This window comes from Vibrio sp. 10N.247.311.13 (genome assembly GCF_041467595.1).
GTDB lineage: Bacteria > Pseudomonadota > Gammaproteobacteria > Enterobacterales > Vibrionaceae > Vibrio > Vibrio crassostreae_C.
Map to the genome: position 1 here is coordinate 101,039 of NZ_JBFSUX010000006.1, position 21,077 is coordinate 122,115.

Consider the following 21,077-nt stretch of genomic DNA (forward strand, 5'->3'; position numbering starts at 1 on the left):
AGGGATAGTGTTTTAATAATAAAAAAGGGTTGGCACTGAGTCCAACCCTTTCATCATTTGTTCGTATAGCTAGCCTTATCGCTAAGGCAAGTTATCAGCAGTAGCCGTAGCTCATTAGACGCTGGTAACGACGCTCAAGCAGCGTTTCGTTATCAAACTGCTCTAGCTCTTCTAGCTGTTTAACTAACATGTCTTTCATGTTTTGAGCGGTTTGTGCAGGGTCGCGGTGCGCGCCACCTAGAGGCTCAGGAATGATTTCGTCGATAAGCTCAAGCTCTTTAAGACGAGGAGCAATCAGGCCCATCGCTTCAGCTGCTTGTGGTGCTTTATCTGAATCGCGCCATAAGATTGAAGCACAACCTTCTGGAGAGATTACTGAGTACGTAGAGTACTGAAGCATGTTCACGTAGTCACCAACACCAATCGCTAGTGCACCACCAGAACCGCCTTCACCCACAACGTTACAGATAACAGGAACTGAAAGGCCAGCCATCACTTTTAGGTTTTTAGCGATAGCTTCAGATTGACCACGCTCTTCAGCACCAACACCTGGGTATGCGCCCGCTGTGTCGATGAAAGTAATAATAGGCATGTTGAAACGCTCAGCAGTTTCCATTAGACGTAGCGCCTTACGGTAACCTTCTGGCTTTGGCATACCAAAGTTACGGATCACTTTCTCTTTAGTCTCACGACCTTTCTGGTGACCAATAACCATAACAGGACGGCCATTTAGACGAGCCATACCACCCACAATAGCTTTGTCGTCAGCGTAAGCGCGATCGCCCGCCATCTCTTCAAACTCTGTGAATGCATGCTCCAGGTAATCTTTGGTGTAAGGACGTTGAGGGTGACGAGCAAGTTGAGCTACCTGCCATGCACCTAAGTCACTAAAGATTTTCTGTTTAAGCTCTAAGCTTTTTTTCTCTAGTTGTTCGATTTCTTTGTCTAGATCTACCGCTGTGTCACCACCGTGACGCGAAACGTCACGTAGCGCTTCGATTTTTGCTTCAAGTTCAGCGATAGGCTTTTCAAATTCTAGAAAGTTCAGGCTCATCTATGAATCCTTGTTGATTCAGCTCCGCATTCGCGAAGCTAAATTTTAGTTAAATTCGAGTTCTACTTGGCTATTTCCAAGCAGCTGTTTTAATTCGTCTAGTAATGTATCACTTGGCGTCACGCGCCATTCTGTGCCCAATGTTAACCGCGCTCTAGCGTCGGCACGCTGGTAGTATACATTGACTGGGACCGTTCCGGCTCTATAAGGTTCTAAGATTTGACTAAAGCGTTCAAAAAATTGACCGTTAATTTGGGATTGGTCGATAGATATCGACACCCCACGAGCATATTTCTCACGGGCGCTTCCTAAGTCCATGACCTCGCGCGCGGACATTTTAAGCCCGCCATTGAAATCATCAAAGCTGACCTGTCCGGAAACGACCACAATTTTGTCTTTTTCGAGCAATTCTGCGTAGCGATCGAGCGCATCCGAGAACAACATCACTTCCATTCGGCCCGAACGGTCATCAAGTGTCATCAAACCAATTCGCGTGCCGCGCTTCGTCGTCATCACTCTCGCAGCAATCACCAAGCCTGCAATTGTTAGTGATTGGTCACGACGCGTTGGCGTGGCATCTTTCAAACGACAGCTAGTGTATTTCGCTAACTCTTTGATGTAAGCGTTAACCGGGTGACCCGTTAAATACAAACCAAGCGTTTCACGTTCACCTTCAAGCCAAACCTTCTCAGGCCATTTAGGCACTTGGGTATACTTGTGTTCAACCTCTTCCGGAGCGTCGGTCAACACGCCAAACATATCAGATTGACCAAAAGACTCGGCATGGTGATGTTGACTCGCCGCCTTCACCGCATCTTTCAAAGATGCCATCATTGCCGCTCGGTGAGGACCTAATCTATCTAAGGCTCCGGATAGAATCAACTTTTCGATAACACGTTTGTTGACCTTCTTCAGATCAAGGCGTGCACAGAAGTCGAATAAGTCTTTAAAGTAACCGCCTTTATTTCGCGCTTCAATGATCGCTTCAATAGGGCCTTCACCGACCCCTTTGATCGCACCGATGCCATAAACAATCGCGCCATCTTCATCCACATTGAAACGGTATAAACCTGAGTTGATATCTGGTGGTAAAAGCTTGAGCTTCATACGGAAACATTCATCAACAAGGCCGATAACCTTCTCGGTGTTATCCATATCCGCTGTCATTACCGCAGCCATAAATTCCGCTGGGTAGTGCGTTTTCAGCCATAGCGTTTGATAAGAAACCAGTGCGTATGCGGCCGAGTGAGATTTGTTAAAGCCGTAGCCCGCAAATTTCTCTACCAAGTCAAAGATCTTCATGGCCAGTTCGCCATCAACACCATTGGCTTCAGCGCCCTCTTTAAAGGTACCACGCTGCTTTGCCATCTCTTCTGGCTTTTTCTTACCCATCGCACGACGCAACATATCCGCTCCGCCAAGCGTATAACCAGCGAGGATCTGTGCGATTTGCATTACCTGTTCTTGGTACAGGATGATGCCGTACGTAGGTTCTAGTGTCTCTTTAAGCGATTCGTGCTGCCACGTTTCATCTGGGTATGAAACCGCTTCTCGGCCGTGCTTACGGTCGATAAAGTTATCTACCATGCCTGATTGCAGAGGACCCGGACGGAACAAGGCTACCAATGCGATAATATCTTCAAAACAGTCCGGTTGTAGACGTTTGATCAGGTCTTTCATACCACGCGATTCCAGCTGGAATACCGCGGTGGTTTCAGAATTTTGTAATAGGTTAAATGACGCTTGGTCATCAAGAGGAATCGACTCGATACGAACCGGTTCTTTCCCCTCTTTCTTCAAACGTGGATTCACTAGGCCTAACGCCCAGTCGATGATGGTCAGGGTACGCAGCCCCAAGAAGTCGAACTTAACCAAGCCAGCCGTTTCAACGTCATTCTTATCGAACTGCGTTACTGGGAAGTTACCTTCTGCGTCGGCATAGATTGGCGCAAAATCGGTGATCGTGGTGGGTGAGATAACAACACCACCTGCGTGCTTACCGGCATTTCGCGTACAACCTTCAAGGATGCGACACTTATCAATCAGCTCACGAACTTCTTCATCGCCATCGTAAAGCTCTGGCAATGCAGGTTCAGCAAGGAATGCTTTCTCTAGCGTCATACCCGGGTCTGGCGGTACAAGCTTTGAAATTCGATCGACGAAACCAAACGGGTGGCCCAATACACGGCCTACATCGCGGATTACCGCTTTTGCCGCCATGGTACCAAAGGTGATGATCTGAGAAACGGCATCACGACCGTACATTTCAGCCACGTGATCAATAACTTGGTCACGCTTATCCATACAGAAGTCGATATCGAAATCGGGCATGGATACACGTTCTGGGTTCAAGAAACGTTCGAAAAGTAGATCGTATTCAAGTGGATCGAGATCGGTGATATCCAAGGCGTAAGCGACTAGAGAGCCGGCACCAGAACCACGGCCAGGACCTACTGGCACATCGTTGTCTTTTGACCACTGGATGAACTCCATTACGATCAAGAAGTAACCTGGGAAACCCATGTTGTTAACAACTTCGAGCTCAATCTTGAGTCGCTCATCGTATTCAGGTCTGCGTTCAGCTCGAATTTTCTCATCAGGGAATAGAAACGCTAAACGACGCTCAAGGCCTTCTTCTGATTTTTTAATCAAGAAGTCTTCAATCGCCAAACCTTCCGTTGGGAAGTTAGGTAAGAAGTATTCGCCCAGTCGAACTGTTACGTTACAACGCTTAGCAATTTCGACACTGTTTTCCAGTGCTTCAGGGATGTCTGAGAACAACTCACACATCTCTTCTTCACTACGCAAGTATTGTTGTGAGCTATAGTTTTTCGGTCGACGTGGATCAACCATTGTAAAACCGTCGTGAATCGCCACACGAATTTCATGGGCATCAAACAAGTCTTCAGAAATGAAAACCACTTCGTTGGTCGCGACAACAGGCAGGTCTTCTTGTTCAGCAAGCTCTAGCGCAAAGTGCAGATAAGACTCTTCATCCGGGCGCCCAGTACGAATGAGCTCCAAATAAAAACGGTCTGCGAAATGTGTTTTGTAAAACTCAACGCTGCTTGCAACCAACTCTCGATTGCCTTTCAGCAGCGCCTTACCAATCTCACCCTCTTTTGCTCCCGATAGAAGAATCAGGCCTTCGGCATGTTCAATCAGCCACTCTTTATCAATAACAGGCTGATGTTGAACATGACCACGAAGGTAAGCTTTTGAAATCAATAATGTTAGGTTGTTATAACCTTTATTATTCGTTGCAATAACAGTGAGCTTGGTTAATTCATCGCCAAAATCCGGAGACTGCATCAAGAAGTCAGCACCAATAATTGGCTTAACCCCACACCCATGGGCAGTACCGTAAAATTTCACCAAGCCACATAGGTTAGTAAAGTCGGTCAATGCTAGAGCAGGCATACCCATTTCAGCGACTTTTTTAACTAATGGTGGCACCTTAGATAGGCCATCCACCATCGAAAAATCACTGTGTACGCGTAGGTGAACAAATTTTGGATCTGACATTATTTTTCCTGAGTTCTAGGTTTAGGCCTAGGATTACAACTGTGTGTATTCTATTTTTTTCTAATACAAGTTAGCAACTTTATTAGATGCCAAGCTCTAGTTAACGTAAAGCTCTAATCTATACCAAGAATACGTTTTACTGGCTTAAAGCTCTTGCGGTAATGCTCGGTTACACCATGTTTTTCAATCGCTTCGAAATGCGCTTTGGTCGGGTAACCTTTATGCTTAGCAAAACCAAACTCTGGATGAAGTTTATCAAGATCTTCCATCTCTTGGTCACGAACGACTTTTGCGATAATAGACGCCGCACTGATCTCTGCTACTCGTAAATCGCCCTTTACAATAGCCAGACCGTCCATTGGAAGTTGAGGAACACGGTTACCATCGATCAGTGCCATGTCAGGCTGAACGCTCAACCCAGCGATAGCGCGCTGCATGGCGACCATGGTTGCCTGCAGGATGTTCAACTCATCAATTTCTTGTGGTGAACAACGACCAACCGACCACGCCAATGCTTTCTCTTTAATTTCAGGAAGCAGAGCAAGGCGCTTTTTCTCAGACAGTTTTTTTGAATCGTTTAAGCCTTCGATTGGGTTGTTTGGATCGAGGATAACCGCAGCAGTCACCACGTCGCCAACCAAAGGGCCACGTCCTACTTCATCCACGCCAGCAAACAGCTGGTAGCCTTGCGGGTATTCAAATGGAGGAAGCTCTTTTTTCTCTTTTACTGCCATAACTAATCTCTTAATATTCTGTAAGTAAGCGCTTTATGCTTCAACAAAAGGTCGGTCAATCAATTTCAATACTGCGTTAGCGGCTTGTTTGTCTGCGTCTTTACGGATCCAGTGATGCATCTCGGTAAAGCGTTCGATCAAGGCACTGTTATCGGCTGATAGCATTTTATCGACAGACGGGAACAAAAAGTCTGGGTGGCACTCTTCAAGAATATGCTCTTTCACGATCTCTTCACCAGCCAAAATATTCGGCAGTGACACAAACTCAGTGATCGCCAATTTCTTAACAATGTAACCCGTCAGCTTATTTACTTTGTAACCAACCACCATAGGGCGTTTAAGCAACATACATTCAAGAGCCACGGTACCTGAAGCCAAGAGCACAGAATCAGCGGCGGTAATCACGTTGGTTGCCGTATCTTCGACTAACGTGAATTCAAGCTCAGGTGCGGTCGATTGCCAGATTTCAGTAAACTGCTTTTTACGCTGTTCGTTAACGAGCGCAACAACAAAATTGATATCCGGATACTTCTGCTTGATACGTTGGCAAGTTTCGATAAATGGTTGAGCAATCAAACCCATCTCACCACCACGACTACCCGGCAATACAGCTAACCATTGCTTGTCTTGATCTAAGCCTAACAGCTCACGTGCATCTTGTTTGCTTGGTTCTAAAGGAATAGCATCAGCTAACGTGTGACCAACAAATTCACAGGCAACGTTGTATTTATCATAAAACGCTTTCTCAAATGGCAGGAAGGCCAAAACCAAGTCGGTTGCTTTGTCGATTTTAAAGATACGTTTAGGACGCCAAGCCCACACGGAAGGGCTCACGTAATGAACCGTTTTAATGCCGGCGTTCTTAAGATCGAGTTCAAGTCTTAGGTTGAAGTCAGGCGCATCGATACCGACAAAGACATCGGGTGGGTTTTGAGTGAAATACTTTACCAGCTCTGCTTTCACTTTTAATAAGCGAGGTAAACGGCCAAGTACTTCAACTAAGCCCATGACAGCCAGCTCTTCCATCTCGAAAAGAGACTCACAACCAAGCGCCTTCATTTTTGGTCCGCCAATACCCACGAATTCAGCGTTCGGGTACTGCGATTTGATTGCTTTGATAAAACCTTCGCCAAGCGTGTCACCAGAGAGTTCTCCGACAACGATACCTACGCGCAGTGGTTCAATCGAAACAAAGTCCGTGCTGTTGGTTGCTGTTTCTTGCTGTGCCATAGTTTTCCAATTCCCTTCTTGCCTAAAACAAAAAAGATCGCCTAATGATTAGCGATCTTTTTGTTATACCAATCTGATTAAGTAATTATTGTCATACTTACGCGGATTGGTACATAACCACATCGAGTATTAACGAATAATACCGCGCTCAGAGTTCTCTAGCATTTCAAGCATAGGAACTACCGAAGTAAACTCTTTTGCCATTTCCACTAAAGCCGCTTTCGCTTCTTCAAGTGTTTTACCTGAACGGTATAGCTCTTTGTACGCTTTCTGTAGTGCACGAATTTCAGGTTTCTCAAATCCGTTACGCTTCAAGCCTACTAGGTTAAGGCCGAATGGAGCCGCGTGGTTACCCTGTGCAAGCACGTACGGCAGTACATCTTGAACAACTGCAGAACAGCCACCGATGTATGCGTAAGCACCAATTGAGCAGAATGGGTGAATCGCAGAAAGTGCCATAACACCAGCGTAGTCGCCAACCGTTACATGACCGCCAAGAATAGCGTTGTTACCAATGTGAGTGTGGTTACCAACAATAACATCGTGCGCTACGTGAGCATTAACACAAAGTAAGTTGTCATCACCAATCACTGTGGTTGCTTTGTCTTGAACCGTACCACGATGGATTTGAACCGCTTCACGAATTACGTTGCGATCACCGATCACAACTGTTGTGTCTTCGCCGCCGTATTTCTTATCTTGGTTTTCTTCACCGATAACAGCGTGTGGGAAGATACGGTTTTCTTTACCAATGGTTGTGTGACCTTTGATCACAACGTGCGACATCACTTCAGTGTCGTCACCAATTGTCACGTTACCAGCAATGTAAGTGAAAGGCCCAACCGTCACGTTAGCACCGATAGTTACATCACCTTCGATTACTGCTGCCGGGTGAATTTTCGCTGTTTCATGAATCATATTAAAACTCTCTACGAGCACATTTAAGTTCAGCTGAACATACAACTACGCCGTCAACCTTAGCAACACCATTAAACGATGCGATGCCACGACGTTCTTTTAAGAATTCAACTTCGATAACCAGTTGGTCACCAGGTACTACTGGCTTACGGAATTTTGCTTTATCAACACTTGCAAAGTAGTAAAGCTCGTTGCCAGAAGGCGCACCAAAAGATTTAAATGCTAGAAGGCCTGTTGCTTGTGCCATTGCTTCTAAGATCAACACGCCTGGGAATACAGGAAGTTGTGGGAAGTGGCCTGTGAACTGAGGTTCGTTAACAGAGACATTCTTAATCGCAGTCAGTGTTTTTTCTTTTTCAAAGCTAGTCACACGATCAACCATTAAGAATGGGTAGCGATGAGGTAATAGTTCCTGAATTTCAGTAATGTTCATCGTTGTCTGTTCAGTAGTCAAAGTCGTATTCCTATATATATTCTTTATTTAATTAGAAGGATTATAAACGAAAAAGACTCGCTGTACGCGAGCCTTTTATTAGAAATGCTGGAATTATGATTCCGCGCTCTTCTCGATAAGTTTTTCAACAGTTTTCAAACGCTTGTTCATTTCATCAATTCGATGAACACGCGTTGCTGTTTTACGCCAATCTTTATTTGGCTGTAAAGGAATACCTGAAGAGTACATGCCTTTCTCAGTGATGCTGCGCATTACCATCCCCATACCGGTGATTGTAACGCCATCAACGATTTCAATGTGACCATTAATCACACTGCCGCCACCAATAATACAGTACTTACCTATCGTCGTGCTGCCTGCGATGATAGTACCACCCGCAAGAGCAGAACCATATCCGATGTGAACATTGTGAGCAATTTGAAGTTGGTTATCTAAGATAACGTTATCTTCAATGATTGTGTCATCTAATGCACCACGGTCAATGGTAGTACACGCGCCGATTTCTACGCGGTTACCAATGCGAACAGAACCCACTTGCGGGATCTTAACCCACTCACCTTTCTCGTTCGCATAGCCAAAGCCATCAGAGCCAATAACAGTACTTGATTGGATCAGACATCCTTCACCAATCACAACTTCATGGTAAACACTTACGTTAGCCCACAGCTTAGTGCCTGCGCCAATTTTTGCATTTTTACCAATAAAGCAACCAGCACCGATGATCACATCATCACTAAGTACTACACCAGACTCAATCACAGCGTTCGCGCCAATAGACACATTTTGTCCAATGGTTGCTTCGCTAGAGATTGAAGCAGAATCAGCAATAGCCGCTGCGGGAGCAGGAGTAGTATCAAGCGCTTGAGCAACTTTAGCAAAAGCAACATAAGGGTCATTAACCACAATCACGTTAGTCTTGCACAGTTGACGCTCACTCTCTTTAACCATAATAGCGGACGCTTTACAGTCACCTAGGTGCTTGCTGTACTTCACGTTAGAAAGGAACGTAATGTTACCTTCTTGCGCTTTATCCATCGGAGCGACTGCTGAAACGGTAATTGTACCATCTCCGTGTAGCTCTCCCCCGGTAATCGTTGCCAATTCGGCTAAAGTCAGATTCTTCATAAAACTTATTTCAGTGCTTTAATTACTTTCTCAGAGATGTTGTATTCTGGCTTGCCGTATTGCAGAGCTTGAATATCAACGATCATGTCGTAGCCTTCTTTCTCTGCAACTTTCGTTACAGCATCTTGAATCACTTTGAATAGCTTCTGCTTCTCTTGTGCTTCACGACGTTGGCTTGCTTTTTCTAGTGCTTGAGCTTTGATTTTGTACTTGCTGTCTAGTTGGCCTACTTCGATACGTAGCTTCTCAACTTCGTCAGGACCTAGTAGCTCGCCATCACGCTTAAGCTTTTCAATCTTCGTTTTAGCTTCAGCTTGAATGCTCTGTAGCTCAGCTGCTTTGTCTTTGAACTCTTCCTGCATTTTTTGAAGAACAACTTCACGCTGAGGTAGAGCCTGGAATACTTGTGCAGTGTTTACATAACCCACTTTTTGCGCAGCTTCAGCAGCTGTTGCAAAGAAAGAAGAGCTAAGAACTACAAGGCCTAAACCTGCTGCTTTAATCATATTTTTCAAAATATTGTCCTTTAAATATTAGAAAGTTCTACCAATGGTGAATGTGAAGAATTCCTCATCATCACCTTCGTAAACTTTAATTGGTTTCGCTAGAGAGAAAACCAGTGGGCCCATCGGTGACATCCATTGAAGGGCTGCACCATAAGATGAACGGTAATTTGTTGGATCAGAGTAATCGTAGTAGTACTGGCCGCCACTGTTAGGTGCGCCACGGTCTACGAACTCGGTATCCCATACACTTGCCATGTCGAAGAAGACACTGGTACGAATTTGGCTGCGCGCTTCATCAGAAGCAAACGGCGTTGGTACAATTAACTCTAAGCTTGCTAAGGCAACCGCGTTACCACCCACTGAATCATCAGTAGCGGTATCATAGGTTGGGTTATTACCTGTGCTGCTGCCGTAAACGGCTTTCGGGCCAGCTGAGTTAGAGCCAAAACCACGTAGGGTTGTAAAACCACCTGCGTAGTAGTTCTCGTAGAATGGGAACAAGTTATCGTTACCATCTGTTTGACCATAACCATTACCATAGCCTAATCGGCCGCGCATCAATAGTGTGAACTCATGCTTTTTGGTCAGCGGGATGTAATGTTTTACATCGTACTGCATTTTGAAGTACTGAGCATCAGAGCCTGGTACCGTCATTTTAGCGAAAGCACGTTGGTGGTTACCCTCAGTTGGGAAGAAACCACGGTTCAAATTGTTACGCGTCCATGAAATATTGATATCGAAGTCATCAGTTAAGATGTGCTCATCACCGTATTGGTCGATACTTCTCGCAAACTGTTCAACCTGGATATAAGTCGGTACGTTACCGATCTTGTTGTGCGTATAGCCAACACCGAACTCAATGCGGTTCAGCTCATCCATAGGGAAACCCCAGGTTAAGCTCGTACCATAACTTTGGTTGGTATAGTCGACGATGCCCGCTTCAGAGGCTTCAAATTCGTTGTAGAAGATCTTACCGCCTAAGCTCACACCATCCAGGTTCCAGTATGGGTCACGGTAGTCTAAGCTCACGTTTTTTTGGTAATCGTTCATCATGGCACTTACGCCAACACGGTTACCAGAGCCCGCAAAGTTGTCTTGTTGCAGGCCAACTTGGAAACTCACACCAGATTCAGTACCGTAGCCGACACCAAAGTTGATACTGCCTGAGTTCGCTTCCTTAACGTTGTAAACCAAATCAACTTGGTCTTCACTGCCAGGAACACGCACTGTTTGTACATCAACCGTTTCAAAGAAACCTAAACGGTTAAGACGGCTCTTACCGGTATCAATGGACTTAGAGTTAAGCCAGCTGCCTTCCATTTGACGCATTTCACGACGCAGTACTTCGTCTTTCGTTGAGTTGTTACCCGTGAATCGAATATCACGAACATAGATACGGCTGCCCGCTTCTACATTGATAACCAACGACACTTCTTTGGTCTCATCGTCAAATTCAGGAATCGTGCGAACTTGTGGGTACGCGTAGCCAGATTCACCAAGAATTCGTTTTACGTTCTCTTCCAAAGACGTTACCGAAGAACCGTTGTACGTATCGCCGTCTTCGAATGGCACTAACGCTTCGAAGTCAGCCTCACGACCGATTAATTCACCACGGAAAGAGACATCTTTAACGGTGTAGGCTTCGCCTTCATCGAGGCCAAGCGTGATGTAAACACCTTTTTTGTCTGGAGAGATCGCCACCTGCGTAGAGTCAACCTTAAACTTAAGGTAACCACGGTCAAGGTAGTAAGATTTCAGCGCTTCGATATCACCGGCTAATACTTGCTTTTGGTATTTTTCATCCGCAAGGAAATTCCACCATGCAACATCAACATTCAGATTGAAACGACTAAGCAGTTCAGAGTCAGAGAAGACTTCATTACCGATAAAGTTGATTTGCTGAATCTTAGCGGATACGCCCTCAGTAAACACAAACTTAAGGTCAGAACGGTTACGTGGCAGAGGTGTCACAACCGCTTTTACTGTCGCGTTGTACTTACCAACACTGTAGTAAAAATCTTCAAGGCCTTTTTCAATGTTACTCAGCGTAGTACGGTCAAGGGCTTCACCTTCACGAACACCAGACGCATCTAGGTTCTGCTGAAGCTGTTCTTCTTTAATCGCTTTATTACCAGAGAATGAGATGCTTGCGATGGTCGGTCGTTCTTGAACTTGAACAATCAATACACCTTCATCACGAAGTACTTTAACGTCCTCAAAGTTGCCCGAAGCATACAATGCACGAATGATCTCAGACACATCGCTTTCATCCACTTCATCGCCAATACGTACTGGCATTTTCAGTAGAGCTGCACCAAGTGCAACACGCTGTAAACCTTCGATCTTGATATCTTGAACTACAAAGTTTTGTGCTCCGTTCGCAGCCACACTAGTGGCCAATAGACTTGCGAACAGAATTTGCTTAATCGCCATACTTATTCTAATTATTCCTTGCTACTACCAATGCCTGTGAGAAACCATTCACAGACGAGTAAAATCGTTAAATATTGCCAGAGCCATCAATGAGAAGAGGATTGCCCCTCCCACTCTGTATCCCATTTCCTGAACTTTCTCAGGTACCGGTTTACGAGTAACGGCCTCAATAGCGAAAAACAGCAAATGTCCGCCATCAAGCATAGGCAGCGGAACCAAGTTAATAATCCCTAAGTTAACACTAATCAGAGCCAAAAAGCCCAAGAAGTAAACCAGACCATAATCGGCGGTTGTACCTGCACCTTTAGCGATTGAAATAGGGCCACTCAAGTTGTTTAAGCCAACATCACCAACGATGAGCTTCTTAAGCATTGTCAGTGTCAATCCAATGATTTGACCTGTTTTATCAAATGCTTTTCCTACAGACTCAATTACACCAAATTGTAACTCAAAGCGATAATCTTCTGGCCATTCTGCGACTTCCGGAGCAATACCTGCATAGCCGATTGTCGAACCATCAGAAAGCTCTCGACTTTTTGGTGTCATAACCAATGACTGCTCGGCACCATTTCGCAATACGACCAAGTCCAATGATGTCATTGGATTAGCACGAATTAACTCAACAACCGACTGCCACTGTTCAATAGGCTGCCCATTAATCTCAACAATTTTGTCGCCAGCTTCTACCCCTGCATCGTATGCCGCACCGTCATCAATGATTTGAGCCAGTACGGTCGATATCTCTGGAGAATACGGTCTAAAGCCCAGCGTTGTCATTGCAGATTCAGTTTCTGGGTTGAACGACCAGTCTGAAATATCCAATGTCATTTGTTGCTCAAAGCCGATGTCGTCTTGAGAAGCAACCGTCACTGTCATGGATTGATCACCAATGTGCGATATCAACCCCATATTGACTGATTCCCAATCTGCGGTTTTGATTCCTGAAATAGATTTAAGTTCCATTCCAGTTTCAATTCCGGCTTGTGCAGCAATAGATTGTGGAGTGACTTCACCAATCACGGGCTTAACCGCGGGTACGCCAATCAAAAATACTAACCAATACGCGAACACCGCAAAGATAAAGTTGAATGCAGGGCCTGCACCCACAATCGCCGTTCGTTTCCAAAGCGGCTTCTTGTCGAAAGCGTATTGCTGTTGATCTTCAGAAAGATCGTCAACACGACCATCGAGCATCTTAACGTAGCCGCCCAGTGGAATCACTGACAAGCTGTATTCAGTACCATCACGGCCCACTTTACTCCAGATTGATTTACCGAAACCAATCGAGAATTTTTCAACTTTCACACCACAACGACGAGCGACCCAGAAGTGTCCAAACTCATGAACAGCAACCAGAATGCCAAGCGCTACGATAAAAGATGCGAAGTTCCACAGAATTCCACTCATGCTAGCTGCTCTTTAATAAATTGAATGGCTATTTGACGAGACATATTATCGAGCTCGAGAAGGCTTTCCAAGCTATCTAAACCCTCAGAGTTATGTTGTTCACATACTTTGCTCATAACGTGTTCGTTAATGACAGCAATATCGGTAAACTTCACCTGATTGTTCAAGAAAGCATCGACCGCGATCTCGTTTGCTGCATTAATGGCTGTTGTCGCATGCTGACCTAAGTAGCACGCTTCAATCGCTAACCTCAAACACGGGTAACGACTGAAATCTGGTTCTAAGAAGGTAAGCTCACCCACTTTAGTAAAGTCTAAAGGCTTAACACCCGCCTCGGTACGATTAGGGTAAGACATCGTCAAAGCGATTGGCGTTGCCATATCTGGTTCGCCCATTTGAGCAAGTACAGAGCCATCCTTGTACTGAACCATCGAGTGAATCACAGACTGTGGATGAATGATGACCTTTAACTGTTCCTGAGAAGCATTAAATAGCCATTTCGCTTCAATGTACTCTAGCCCTTTATTCATCATAGTCGCAGAATCGACCGAGATCTTAGGACCCATAGACCAGTTAGGGTGTGCAATTGCGCGTTCAGGAGTCACTGATTCGAGTTCAGCCACATCGGTATAACGGAAAGGACCACCAGAACCAGTCAGAAGAATATGGTTAATGCCGTTTTCTTCAAGGTCACAGCGGCCTAGGTTAGTTTGTACGTTCTGCGGAAGGCATTGGAAAATAGCATTATGCTCGCTATCGACAGGAAGCAGCTCTGCACCGTATTTTTCCACGGCGTCGATAAACAACTGCCCAGACATCACCAAAGCTTCTTTGTTTGCAAGCAAGATACGCTTGCCCTCTTTAACCGCCGACATAGTAGGAAGTAAACCAGCGGCACCAACAATCGCAGCCATTACCGTGTCCACTTCCTCTAGAGAAGCAACCTGACACATGCCTTCAGTGCCTGAAAGCACTTTTACGTTAGGGTAACTCGCGGACAACACTTCAGTCAGTTGAGACGCTGCATCAGGGCAAGCCATAGCAACATAGCTTGGTTGCCACTTTTCAACTAGCGCCAGCATCTTTTCAACATTCGAGCCTGCAGCTAGTGCAACCACTGAATAGAGATCTGGGTTTTGCTCAACGACTTTTAGTGTACTTGCACCAATTGAGCCGGTGGCGCCAAGGATAGTTAGATTTCGCATCACATATGACCGTAGAAATGTAATAAAGGGCAGAATCACTGCCCTTTTTTATTAGAATGCTAAATAAAGCAGAGCAAAGACAGGGAATGCAGCCGTTAAGCTATCTATTCTATCTAGTATACCACCATGACCAGGAATCAGATTACTGCTGTCTTTCACCCCAGAAACACGCTTAAACATGCTTTCAACAAGGTCACCTAGAACAGAAATAACAACGGTCACAAGGGTAATAACAATCATGTGAAGTGGGCTTGTGAATTGGATGTCAAACAAGTCAGCAAAGATCCAAGCCACGATCACCGCAGTAATAATGCCACCAATAAGACCTTCAATCGTCTTATTCGGGCTTACCGCTGGTGCCATTTTACGCTTACCAAAACTCTTTCCTGAAAAATAAGCACCGCTGTCCGCCGCCCAAACAAGCAAGCAAACAAACATCACCAGTTTCGCACCATGGTAAGGATCAGCATCGATACCGTTAGCACGCAGGATAACCACACTCCAAAAGAATGGCAGCAGAGTCAGCACACCAAAGGCGTGACGAAGAAGAGAAGAGTCTTTCCATGCAGGCATAGACTTAGGATAAGTCACCGCCATGCCACTCGCGATTACCCACCAAATCGAGCCAATCGTTAGAATGGCGTAGTGAGCAGTAGACAAGTTATTAAGGCTAAATGCATCAAAAGGGATAAAAGCAAAACTTGCAGCACTAACCACAACCGTTGGAATCAACGCTAAATAACGCGATTTGCTTTCAACAAACTGAGTCCACTCCCAAAAACCCAATAGCGAGATTACCGCTAGTGAAAGAATAAATGTAGGAAGTGATAACTCGAAAATACCTAGAATAACTAGGGGAGCTAAAATCAACGCCGTAATAATTCGTTGTTTCAAACCAAAAAATCCTTATTAACTGTCCATCAGAGCTTTAATTTGCTCACCGGTGCATCCAAAACGACGCTCACGGTTAACAAACCAAGTCACAGCTTCTACTAAGCTGTCTTCATTAAAGTCTGGCCAGAATTGTTCAGTGAAATACATTTCGGCGTAAGCCAACTGCCAAAGCATAAAATTACTAATGCGGCATTCGCCACTGGTACGAATAAGTAGATCGACTTCAGGAATATCTGCCATTGTCAGGTGCTGTGTAATCATAGCTTCATCAATGTCATCTACATTAATATCGCCAGACTTTACCTGTTGAGCAATAGAGGTCATTGCTTGCTGGATATCCCACTTACCGCCGTAGTTAGCTGCAATATTAATAACCATACCAGTATTGGTGCTAGTCAAAGCTTCCGCTTCTTCTATCTTCTTTTGTAGTCGATCATTGAAACGACTTTTATCACCAATAACACGAAGTTGTAGATTATTTTTATGAAGCTTTTTTACTTCACTCGACAGCACTGAAATAAACAGTTCCATCAAGATACCGACTTCTTCTTCAGGACGACGCCAGTTTTCGCTACTAAATGCAAAAAGAGTAACGGCTTTAATGCCAAGTCTGGCTGCAGAAGAGATAGTTTTACGAACGGCTTGAACACCGTTTTTATGGCCAAAGACGCGAGGCTTGCCCTGAGCTTTTGCCCAGCGACCATTACCATCCATAATGATAGCAATGTGTTTAGGAAGAGAGTCTGTGAACGCTTGAGAATTATGCATAAAAGAGTGAATCAAATTCTAATAGTCGAACAGAGTAGCATAAAAAAACGCTGCACCGTGAGTACAGCGTTTTTCCGGAAAGAAAAGAATATGGAAAATTAAACTTCCATCAACTCTTTTTCTTTAACAGCTAGGACTTCGTCTACGTTCTTAACCGCAGCGTCAGTTAGCTTTTGAATTTCGTCTTGTGCTTTACGATCTTCATCTTCAGAGATTTCTTTATCTTTAAGAAGTGCTTTTAGATCGCCATTCGCGTCACGACGGATGTTACGGATAGCAACACGGCCACCTTCAGCTTCGCCACGAACGATTTTAACTAGGTCTTTACGACGCTCTTCCGTTAGCGGTGGAAGTGGAACACGGATAACTGTACCCGCAGACATAGGGTTTAGGCCTAGGTCAGATGTCAGGATTGCTTTTTCAACTAGAGGAGTCAGCGTTTTATCAAACACTGTAATAGCTAGTGTACGTGCATCTTCAGCGATAACGTTAGCTACTTGAGTCAAAGGCGTTGGAGCACCGTAGTACTCAACAGTAAGACCAGAAAGTAGGCTCGGGTGCGCACGGCCTGTACGAATCTTTTGCAGGCTGTTTTTTAGTGCATCAACACTTTTTACCATGCGCTCTTGAGCGTCTTTTTTGATTTCGTTAATCACAATTTCACCTTGATTATGTTCTTTCTTCAAGAAAGCTTTTTATTTGGAGTGATAAGGATAAGCTTACCAAGGTACTACACTTCAGTAAGCCCGAAAAATTAGTCAGCGTCGCTGATTAATGTACCTTCAGTTTCACCCATAACCACGCGACGTAGTGCGCCTGGTTTATTCATGTTAAATACACGGATTGGCATTTTGTGATCACGTGCTAGCGTAAATGCAGCCAAGTCCATTACTTTAAGTTCTTTATCAAGAACCGTGTTGTAAGACAACGTATCATACAACTCTGCGTCTGGGTTTGCTACAGGGTCAGAAGTAAATACACCATCTACTTTTGTCGCTTTTAGAACTACGTCAGCTTCGATTTCGATACCACGTAGACATGCAGCAGAATCCGTAGTGAAGAATGGGTTACCCGTACCAGCAGAGAAGATCACAACGCGACCTTGACGTAGTTGGCTGATTGCGTCTGCCCAGTTGTAATCGTCACACACGCCTTTTAGAGGAATTGCAGACATTACACGTGCGTTTACGTAAGCACGGTGCAGCGCGTCACGCATAGCAAGGCCGTTCATTACTGTTGCAAGCATACCCATGTGGTCACCAACAACGCGGTTCATGCCAGCTTCAGCAAGACCAGCACCACGGAACAAGTTACCGCCACCGATAACAACACCAACTTGAACGCCTAGTTCAACCAATTCTTTTACTTCTTGAGCCATACGATCAAGGATCGTTGGGTCAATACCAAAACCTTCTTCGCCTTGTAGCGCTTCACCGCTAAGTTTTAACAGAATACGTTGATACACTGGTTTAGGGTTCGTAGTCATGGAGTTTACCTTCCAAAGAGTTGATGATTAACAGTCATGGATAAAAACTGAGTAAGTCAGTTTGCATTCATAACCACTAACGTTGCCTTCAAAAATAGTTCACTATTCATAAAAAGACCGCAGCATTTGCCACGGTCTTTTTTCAAACAATACGCTAAGGATTAACCTTTTTGTACCGCTGCAACTTCGTCAGCGAAGCTCATTTCAGCAGCTTTCTCGATACCTTCACCAACTTCTAGACGTACGAAGTTAGATACTGCAGCGCCTTTTTCTTTAAGGATTTCGCCAACAGTTTTCTTAGGTTCCATGATGAAAGCTTGACCAGTTAGAGAGATTTCGCCCGTGAATTTCTTCATACGGCCGATAACCATTTTCTCAGCGATCTCTTGAGGCTTGCCTTCGTTCATAGCGATTTCAACTTGAACTTCTTTCTCTTTAGCAACTACGTCTGCTGGTACGTCTTCTGGGTTAACAAACTCAGGACGAGAAGCAGCAACGTGCATAGCAACGTGCTTAAGAGTTTCAGCTTCGCCTTCACCAGCTACAACAACACCGATTTTCTCACCGTGACGGTAAGAAGCTAGTGCAGCACCTTCAACGTAAGCTACGCGACGGATGTTGATGTTTTCGCCGATTTTAGCAACTAGAGCAACGCGAGTTTCTTCGAACTGTGCTTGTAGCTCTTCTACAGAAGCTTTAGAAGCTACTGCTGCAGCTGCAACTTCTTCTGCAAACGCAGTGAAGCTAGCATCTTTTGCTACGAAGTCAGTTTGGCAGTTAACTTCAAGAAGAACAGCTACACCGTTCTCTTCTTTGATGATGATTGCGCCTTCAGCAGCAACGTTACCAGCTTTCTTAGCTGCTTTCGCTGCGCCAGATTTACGCATGTTTTCAATTGCTAGTTCGATGTCAGCGTTTGCTTCTACAAGCGCTTTCTTACATTCCATCATGCCAGCGCCAGTGCGCTCGCGAAGTTCTTTAACTAGAGCAGCAGTTACAGTTGCCATTCTCTATTCCTCGGTTGATTCGAAAATAAGGTAAAAATCAGGGGCCAAAATGAGGCCCCCGATCTAACTATAACTTAGCTTACATTTAATAAAGATTTCAAAATCTATATTAGCTAAGCCAAGCGTGATTCAGAGCCGCTATTATTCAGCTTCTACAAAACCATCTTTTTCAGCAGCTACAGCAGCAACGTCTTTGTTACGACCTTCTTTAACCGCGTCTGCAGCAGCGTTTAGGTAAAGCTGTACTGCACGGATTGCATCGTCGTTACCTGGGATAACGAAGTCAACGCCGTCTGGGTTAGAGTTAGTATCAACTACAGCGTAAACTGGGATACCTAGGTTGTTTGCTTCTTTAACTGCGATGTGTTCGTGATCAGCATCGATTACGAATAGAGCGTCTGGTAGGCCGCCCATGTTCTTGATACCACCAAGAGACTTCTCTAGCTTCTCCATTTCACGAGTGCGCATTAGAGCTTCTTTCTTAGTTAGCTTGTCGAAAGTACCGTCTTGAGCTTGCGCTTCAAGTTCTTTCAGACGCTTGATAGACTGACGAACAGTTTTGTAGTTCGTTAGCATACCGCCTAACCAGCGGTTGTTAACGTAGAACTGGTTGCTGTTTACAGCAGCTTCTTTAACAGCTTCAGATGCAGCGCGCTTAGTACCAACGAAAAGAACTTTACCTTTCTTCTCACCAACTTTAGCGATTTCTGCTAGAGCTTCGTTGAACATTGGTACAGTTTTTTCTAGGTTGATGATATGTACTTTGTTACGAGCACCAAAGATGAATGGCTTCATTTTTGGGTTCCAGTAACGAGTTTGGTGACCGAAGTGAACACCAGCTTTAAGCATATCGCGCATTGATACAGTTGCCATTTTAAAATCCTCTATGGGGTTAGGCCTCCACATCCCCCATGAATCCGACCCCTAACAACTAACCACTTTTCAGCCGTTATCTGTGTTGTTGAGGCACCCCGGAACATGTGTCGGAATGTGTGTGATTTAAAGAAATAAGTTAGTGGACATAAAGCTTGTTTCGCCAATTGGAGAAAACAGTCCTGATGTCCGGCGCGCTTTATACCATATTTTGTCTATCTATGGCTAGAAAAAATTCTAAAAATGGCGACTGCTATACTGTTCTCTAAAGGTAAATTTTCTCTATAAAATAGTGTCTATATCAAGCAGGTTCTGCATCTGTTAACCGAACATTATTTAATCACGTTAACAGTATCCTCCAGTATTGTACGGACATGGTAATGTTGCGCTAAATTGCTGCACTGATAGAATAGCCCCAATATGCACACTTAGGTGCTACCAAATTAAGAGATATGCAATGGCTGTAAAAATTAAAACTGCTGAAGAAATTGAAAAAATGCGCGTCGCCGGCAAGCTGGCCGCTGACATTATTGAGATGATCGAACCTCACATCCAAGTGGGTACCACGACGGAAGAGCTCAATACGCTTTGTCATGAGTACGCTCTAGAAAGAGGTGCATACTCTGCGCCACTCGATTACCACGGTTTCCCTAAGTCTATCTGTACGTCTATCAATCATATTGTGTGTCACGGCATTCCCGCGTCACAAGACGAGACGGGTAGCACAGGTCAATTCAAACCTGCGGTACTCAAAGATGGCGACATTCTGAACGTTGATATCACAGTTATCATCCCTGATGACGCAAATGCCGATCTTAGTACTCGCCCTCAAGGCTACCACGGTGACACCTCTAAGATGTTCCTAGTGGGTGAGGTTTCACCTGCAAACAAGCGTCTGTGCATGGTTGCTCAAGAAGCACTTTACGAAGGCATGCGCCAAGTTAAGCCAGGTGTTCAACTTGGTCAAATCGGTACTGCTATCGAGAAGTACATCAAAACAAACAACAAGAACAACCCACGCGCTAAGTTCTCTATTGTTAAAGATTACTGTGGTCACGGCATTGGTTCTGAATTCCACGAAGATCCACAAGTAGTTCACTACAAGAACAGCGATCGCACCGTGCTAAAAGCAGGCATGTGCTTCACTATCGAGCCAATGATCAACGCGGGTAAGTTTGGCTGTCGTCTTGATGACGAAGATAGCTGGACAGTATACACAGCAGACAGCAAGAACTCGGCTCAATGGGAGCACACTCTGGTTGTAACTGATACTGGTTGTGAAGTACTAACACTGCGCAGCGATGATACAATCCCACGTATCATGAAGAACGCTTAGTTCACCGAACTGAGCGCATCAGCCTTTTAAAAATATCCTCGCATTGTCGAGGATATTTTTTATCCACTCAATTTCGATTTTCCATCAGCTTCTGTTAAATTGTTTACTATTCTCATTTGCTT

18 protein-coding genes are annotated in these 21,077 nt (G+C 44.7%); 1 reads left to right on the forward strand and 17 read right to left on the reverse strand.

Going from position 1 to position 21,077, the window contains the following annotated elements:
- Positions 1 to 94: 94 nt before the first annotated feature.
- From accA to rpsB, 17 genes are all read right to left on the reverse strand, one after another.
- Positions 95 to 1,054 (reverse strand): acetyl-CoA carboxylase carboxyl transferase subunit alpha, encoded by a 960-nt coding sequence (gene accA / locus AB6E52_RS04540; protein WP_017060731.1) that lies wholly within the window; start codon positions 1,052 to 1,054, stop codon positions 95 to 97.
- 45 nt (positions 1,055 to 1,099) lie between these two features.
- The gene (gene dnaE / locus AB6E52_RS04545) at positions 1,100 to 4,579 is read right to left on the reverse strand and encodes a DNA polymerase III subunit alpha (protein WP_017060732.1); all 3,480 of its coding nucleotides are present in this window, start codon (positions 4,577 to 4,579) and stop codon (positions 1,100 to 1,102) included.
- Between the two features lie 113 nt (positions 4,580 to 4,692).
- Positions 4,693 to 5,313 carry a ribonuclease HII gene (gene rnhB, locus AB6E52_RS04550; RefSeq protein WP_102320146.1) on the reverse strand — a complete coding sequence of 207 codons (621 nt, stop codon included), beginning with the start codon at positions 5,311 to 5,313 and terminating at the stop codon, positions 4,693 to 4,695.
- A gap of 33 nt (positions 5,314 to 5,346) precedes the next feature.
- The gene (gene lpxB / locus AB6E52_RS04555; RefSeq protein ID WP_102320145.1) at positions 5,347 to 6,543 is read right to left on the reverse strand and encodes a lipid-A-disaccharide synthase; all 1,197 of its coding nucleotides are present in this window, start codon (positions 6,541 to 6,543) and stop codon (positions 5,347 to 5,349) included.
- 129 nt (positions 6,544 to 6,672) lie between these two features.
- On the reverse strand, positions 6,673 to 7,461 hold the full coding sequence (lpxA, locus tag AB6E52_RS04560) for an acyl-ACP--UDP-N-acetylglucosamine O-acyltransferase (protein WP_017069381.1): 789 nt from the start codon (positions 7,459 to 7,461) through the stop codon (positions 6,673 to 6,675).
- A 1-nt stretch (position 7,462) separates the two neighbouring features.
- Complete coding sequence (gene fabZ / locus AB6E52_RS04565) at positions 7,463 to 7,915, reverse strand: 3-hydroxyacyl-ACP dehydratase FabZ (RefSeq protein ID WP_009847408.1); 453 nt, start codon at positions 7,913 to 7,915, stop codon at positions 7,463 to 7,465.
- Between the two features lie 93 nt (positions 7,916 to 8,008).
- Positions 8,009 to 9,040 (reverse strand): UDP-3-O-(3-hydroxymyristoyl)glucosamine N-acyltransferase, encoded by a 1,032-nt coding sequence (lpxD, locus tag AB6E52_RS04570; protein WP_017063368.1) that lies wholly within the window; start codon positions 9,038 to 9,040, stop codon positions 8,009 to 8,011.
- Positions 9,041 to 9,045: 5 nt separating this feature from the next.
- Positions 9,046 to 9,546 carry an OmpH family outer membrane protein gene (locus AB6E52_RS04575; protein WP_017056311.1) on the reverse strand — a complete coding sequence of 167 codons (501 nt, stop codon included), beginning with the start codon at positions 9,544 to 9,546 and terminating at the stop codon, positions 9,046 to 9,048.
- Positions 9,547 to 9,573: 27 nt separating this feature from the next.
- Positions 9,574 to 11,979, reverse strand: coding sequence for an outer membrane protein assembly factor BamA (gene bamA, locus AB6E52_RS04580; protein WP_017069384.1), 2,406 nt, complete (start codon positions 11,977 to 11,979; stop codon positions 9,574 to 9,576).
- A gap of 48 nt (positions 11,980 to 12,027) precedes the next feature.
- A complete protein-coding gene (gene rseP / locus AB6E52_RS04585) occupies positions 12,028 to 13,386 on the reverse strand; it encodes a sigma E protease regulator RseP (RefSeq protein WP_102320144.1) in 1,359 nt (452 codons plus the stop codon).
- Positions 13,383 to 14,591, reverse strand: a complete 1,209-nt coding sequence (ispC, locus tag AB6E52_RS04590; protein WP_102320143.1) for a 1-deoxy-D-xylulose-5-phosphate reductoisomerase — start codon at positions 14,589 to 14,591, stop codon at positions 13,383 to 13,385. The genes rseP and ispC overlap by 4 nt, the downstream gene beginning before the upstream one ends.
- A gap of 51 nt (positions 14,592 to 14,642) precedes the next feature.
- Positions 14,643 to 15,485 carry a phosphatidate cytidylyltransferase gene (locus AB6E52_RS04595; protein WP_048612218.1) on the reverse strand — a complete coding sequence of 281 codons (843 nt, stop codon included), beginning with the start codon at positions 15,483 to 15,485 and terminating at the stop codon, positions 14,643 to 14,645.
- Positions 15,486 to 15,500: 15 nt separating this feature from the next.
- Positions 15,501 to 16,253, reverse strand: a complete 753-nt coding sequence (locus AB6E52_RS04600) for an isoprenyl transferase (protein ID WP_017063364.1) — start codon at positions 16,251 to 16,253, stop codon at positions 15,501 to 15,503.
- Between the two features lie 98 nt (positions 16,254 to 16,351).
- The gene (frr, locus tag AB6E52_RS04605; RefSeq protein WP_017060741.1) at positions 16,352 to 16,909 is read right to left on the reverse strand and encodes a ribosome recycling factor; all 558 of its coding nucleotides are present in this window, start codon (positions 16,907 to 16,909) and stop codon (positions 16,352 to 16,354) included.
- A gap of 98 nt (positions 16,910 to 17,007) precedes the next feature.
- Entirely contained in the window at positions 17,008 to 17,739 is a 732-nt protein-coding gene (pyrH, locus tag AB6E52_RS04610) for a UMP kinase (RefSeq protein WP_017060742.1), read from the reverse strand.
- 161 nt (positions 17,740 to 17,900) lie between these two features.
- Positions 17,901 to 18,746, reverse strand: coding sequence for a translation elongation factor Ts (gene tsf, locus AB6E52_RS04615; protein ID WP_017063361.1), 846 nt, complete (start codon positions 18,744 to 18,746; stop codon positions 17,901 to 17,903).
- A 141-nt stretch (positions 18,747 to 18,887) separates the two neighbouring features.
- Positions 18,888 to 19,619, reverse strand: coding sequence for a 30S ribosomal protein S2 (rpsB, locus tag AB6E52_RS04620; RefSeq protein WP_032546326.1), 732 nt, complete (start codon positions 19,617 to 19,619; stop codon positions 18,888 to 18,890).
- 457 nt (positions 19,620 to 20,076) lie between these two features.
- Here rpsB and map point away from each other — a divergent pair, with 457 nt between their 5' ends.
- Complete coding sequence (gene map, locus AB6E52_RS04625) at positions 20,077 to 20,955, forward strand: type I methionyl aminopeptidase (protein WP_017060743.1); 879 nt, start codon at positions 20,077 to 20,079, stop codon at positions 20,953 to 20,955.
- Positions 20,956 to 21,077: the final 122 nt, after the last annotated feature.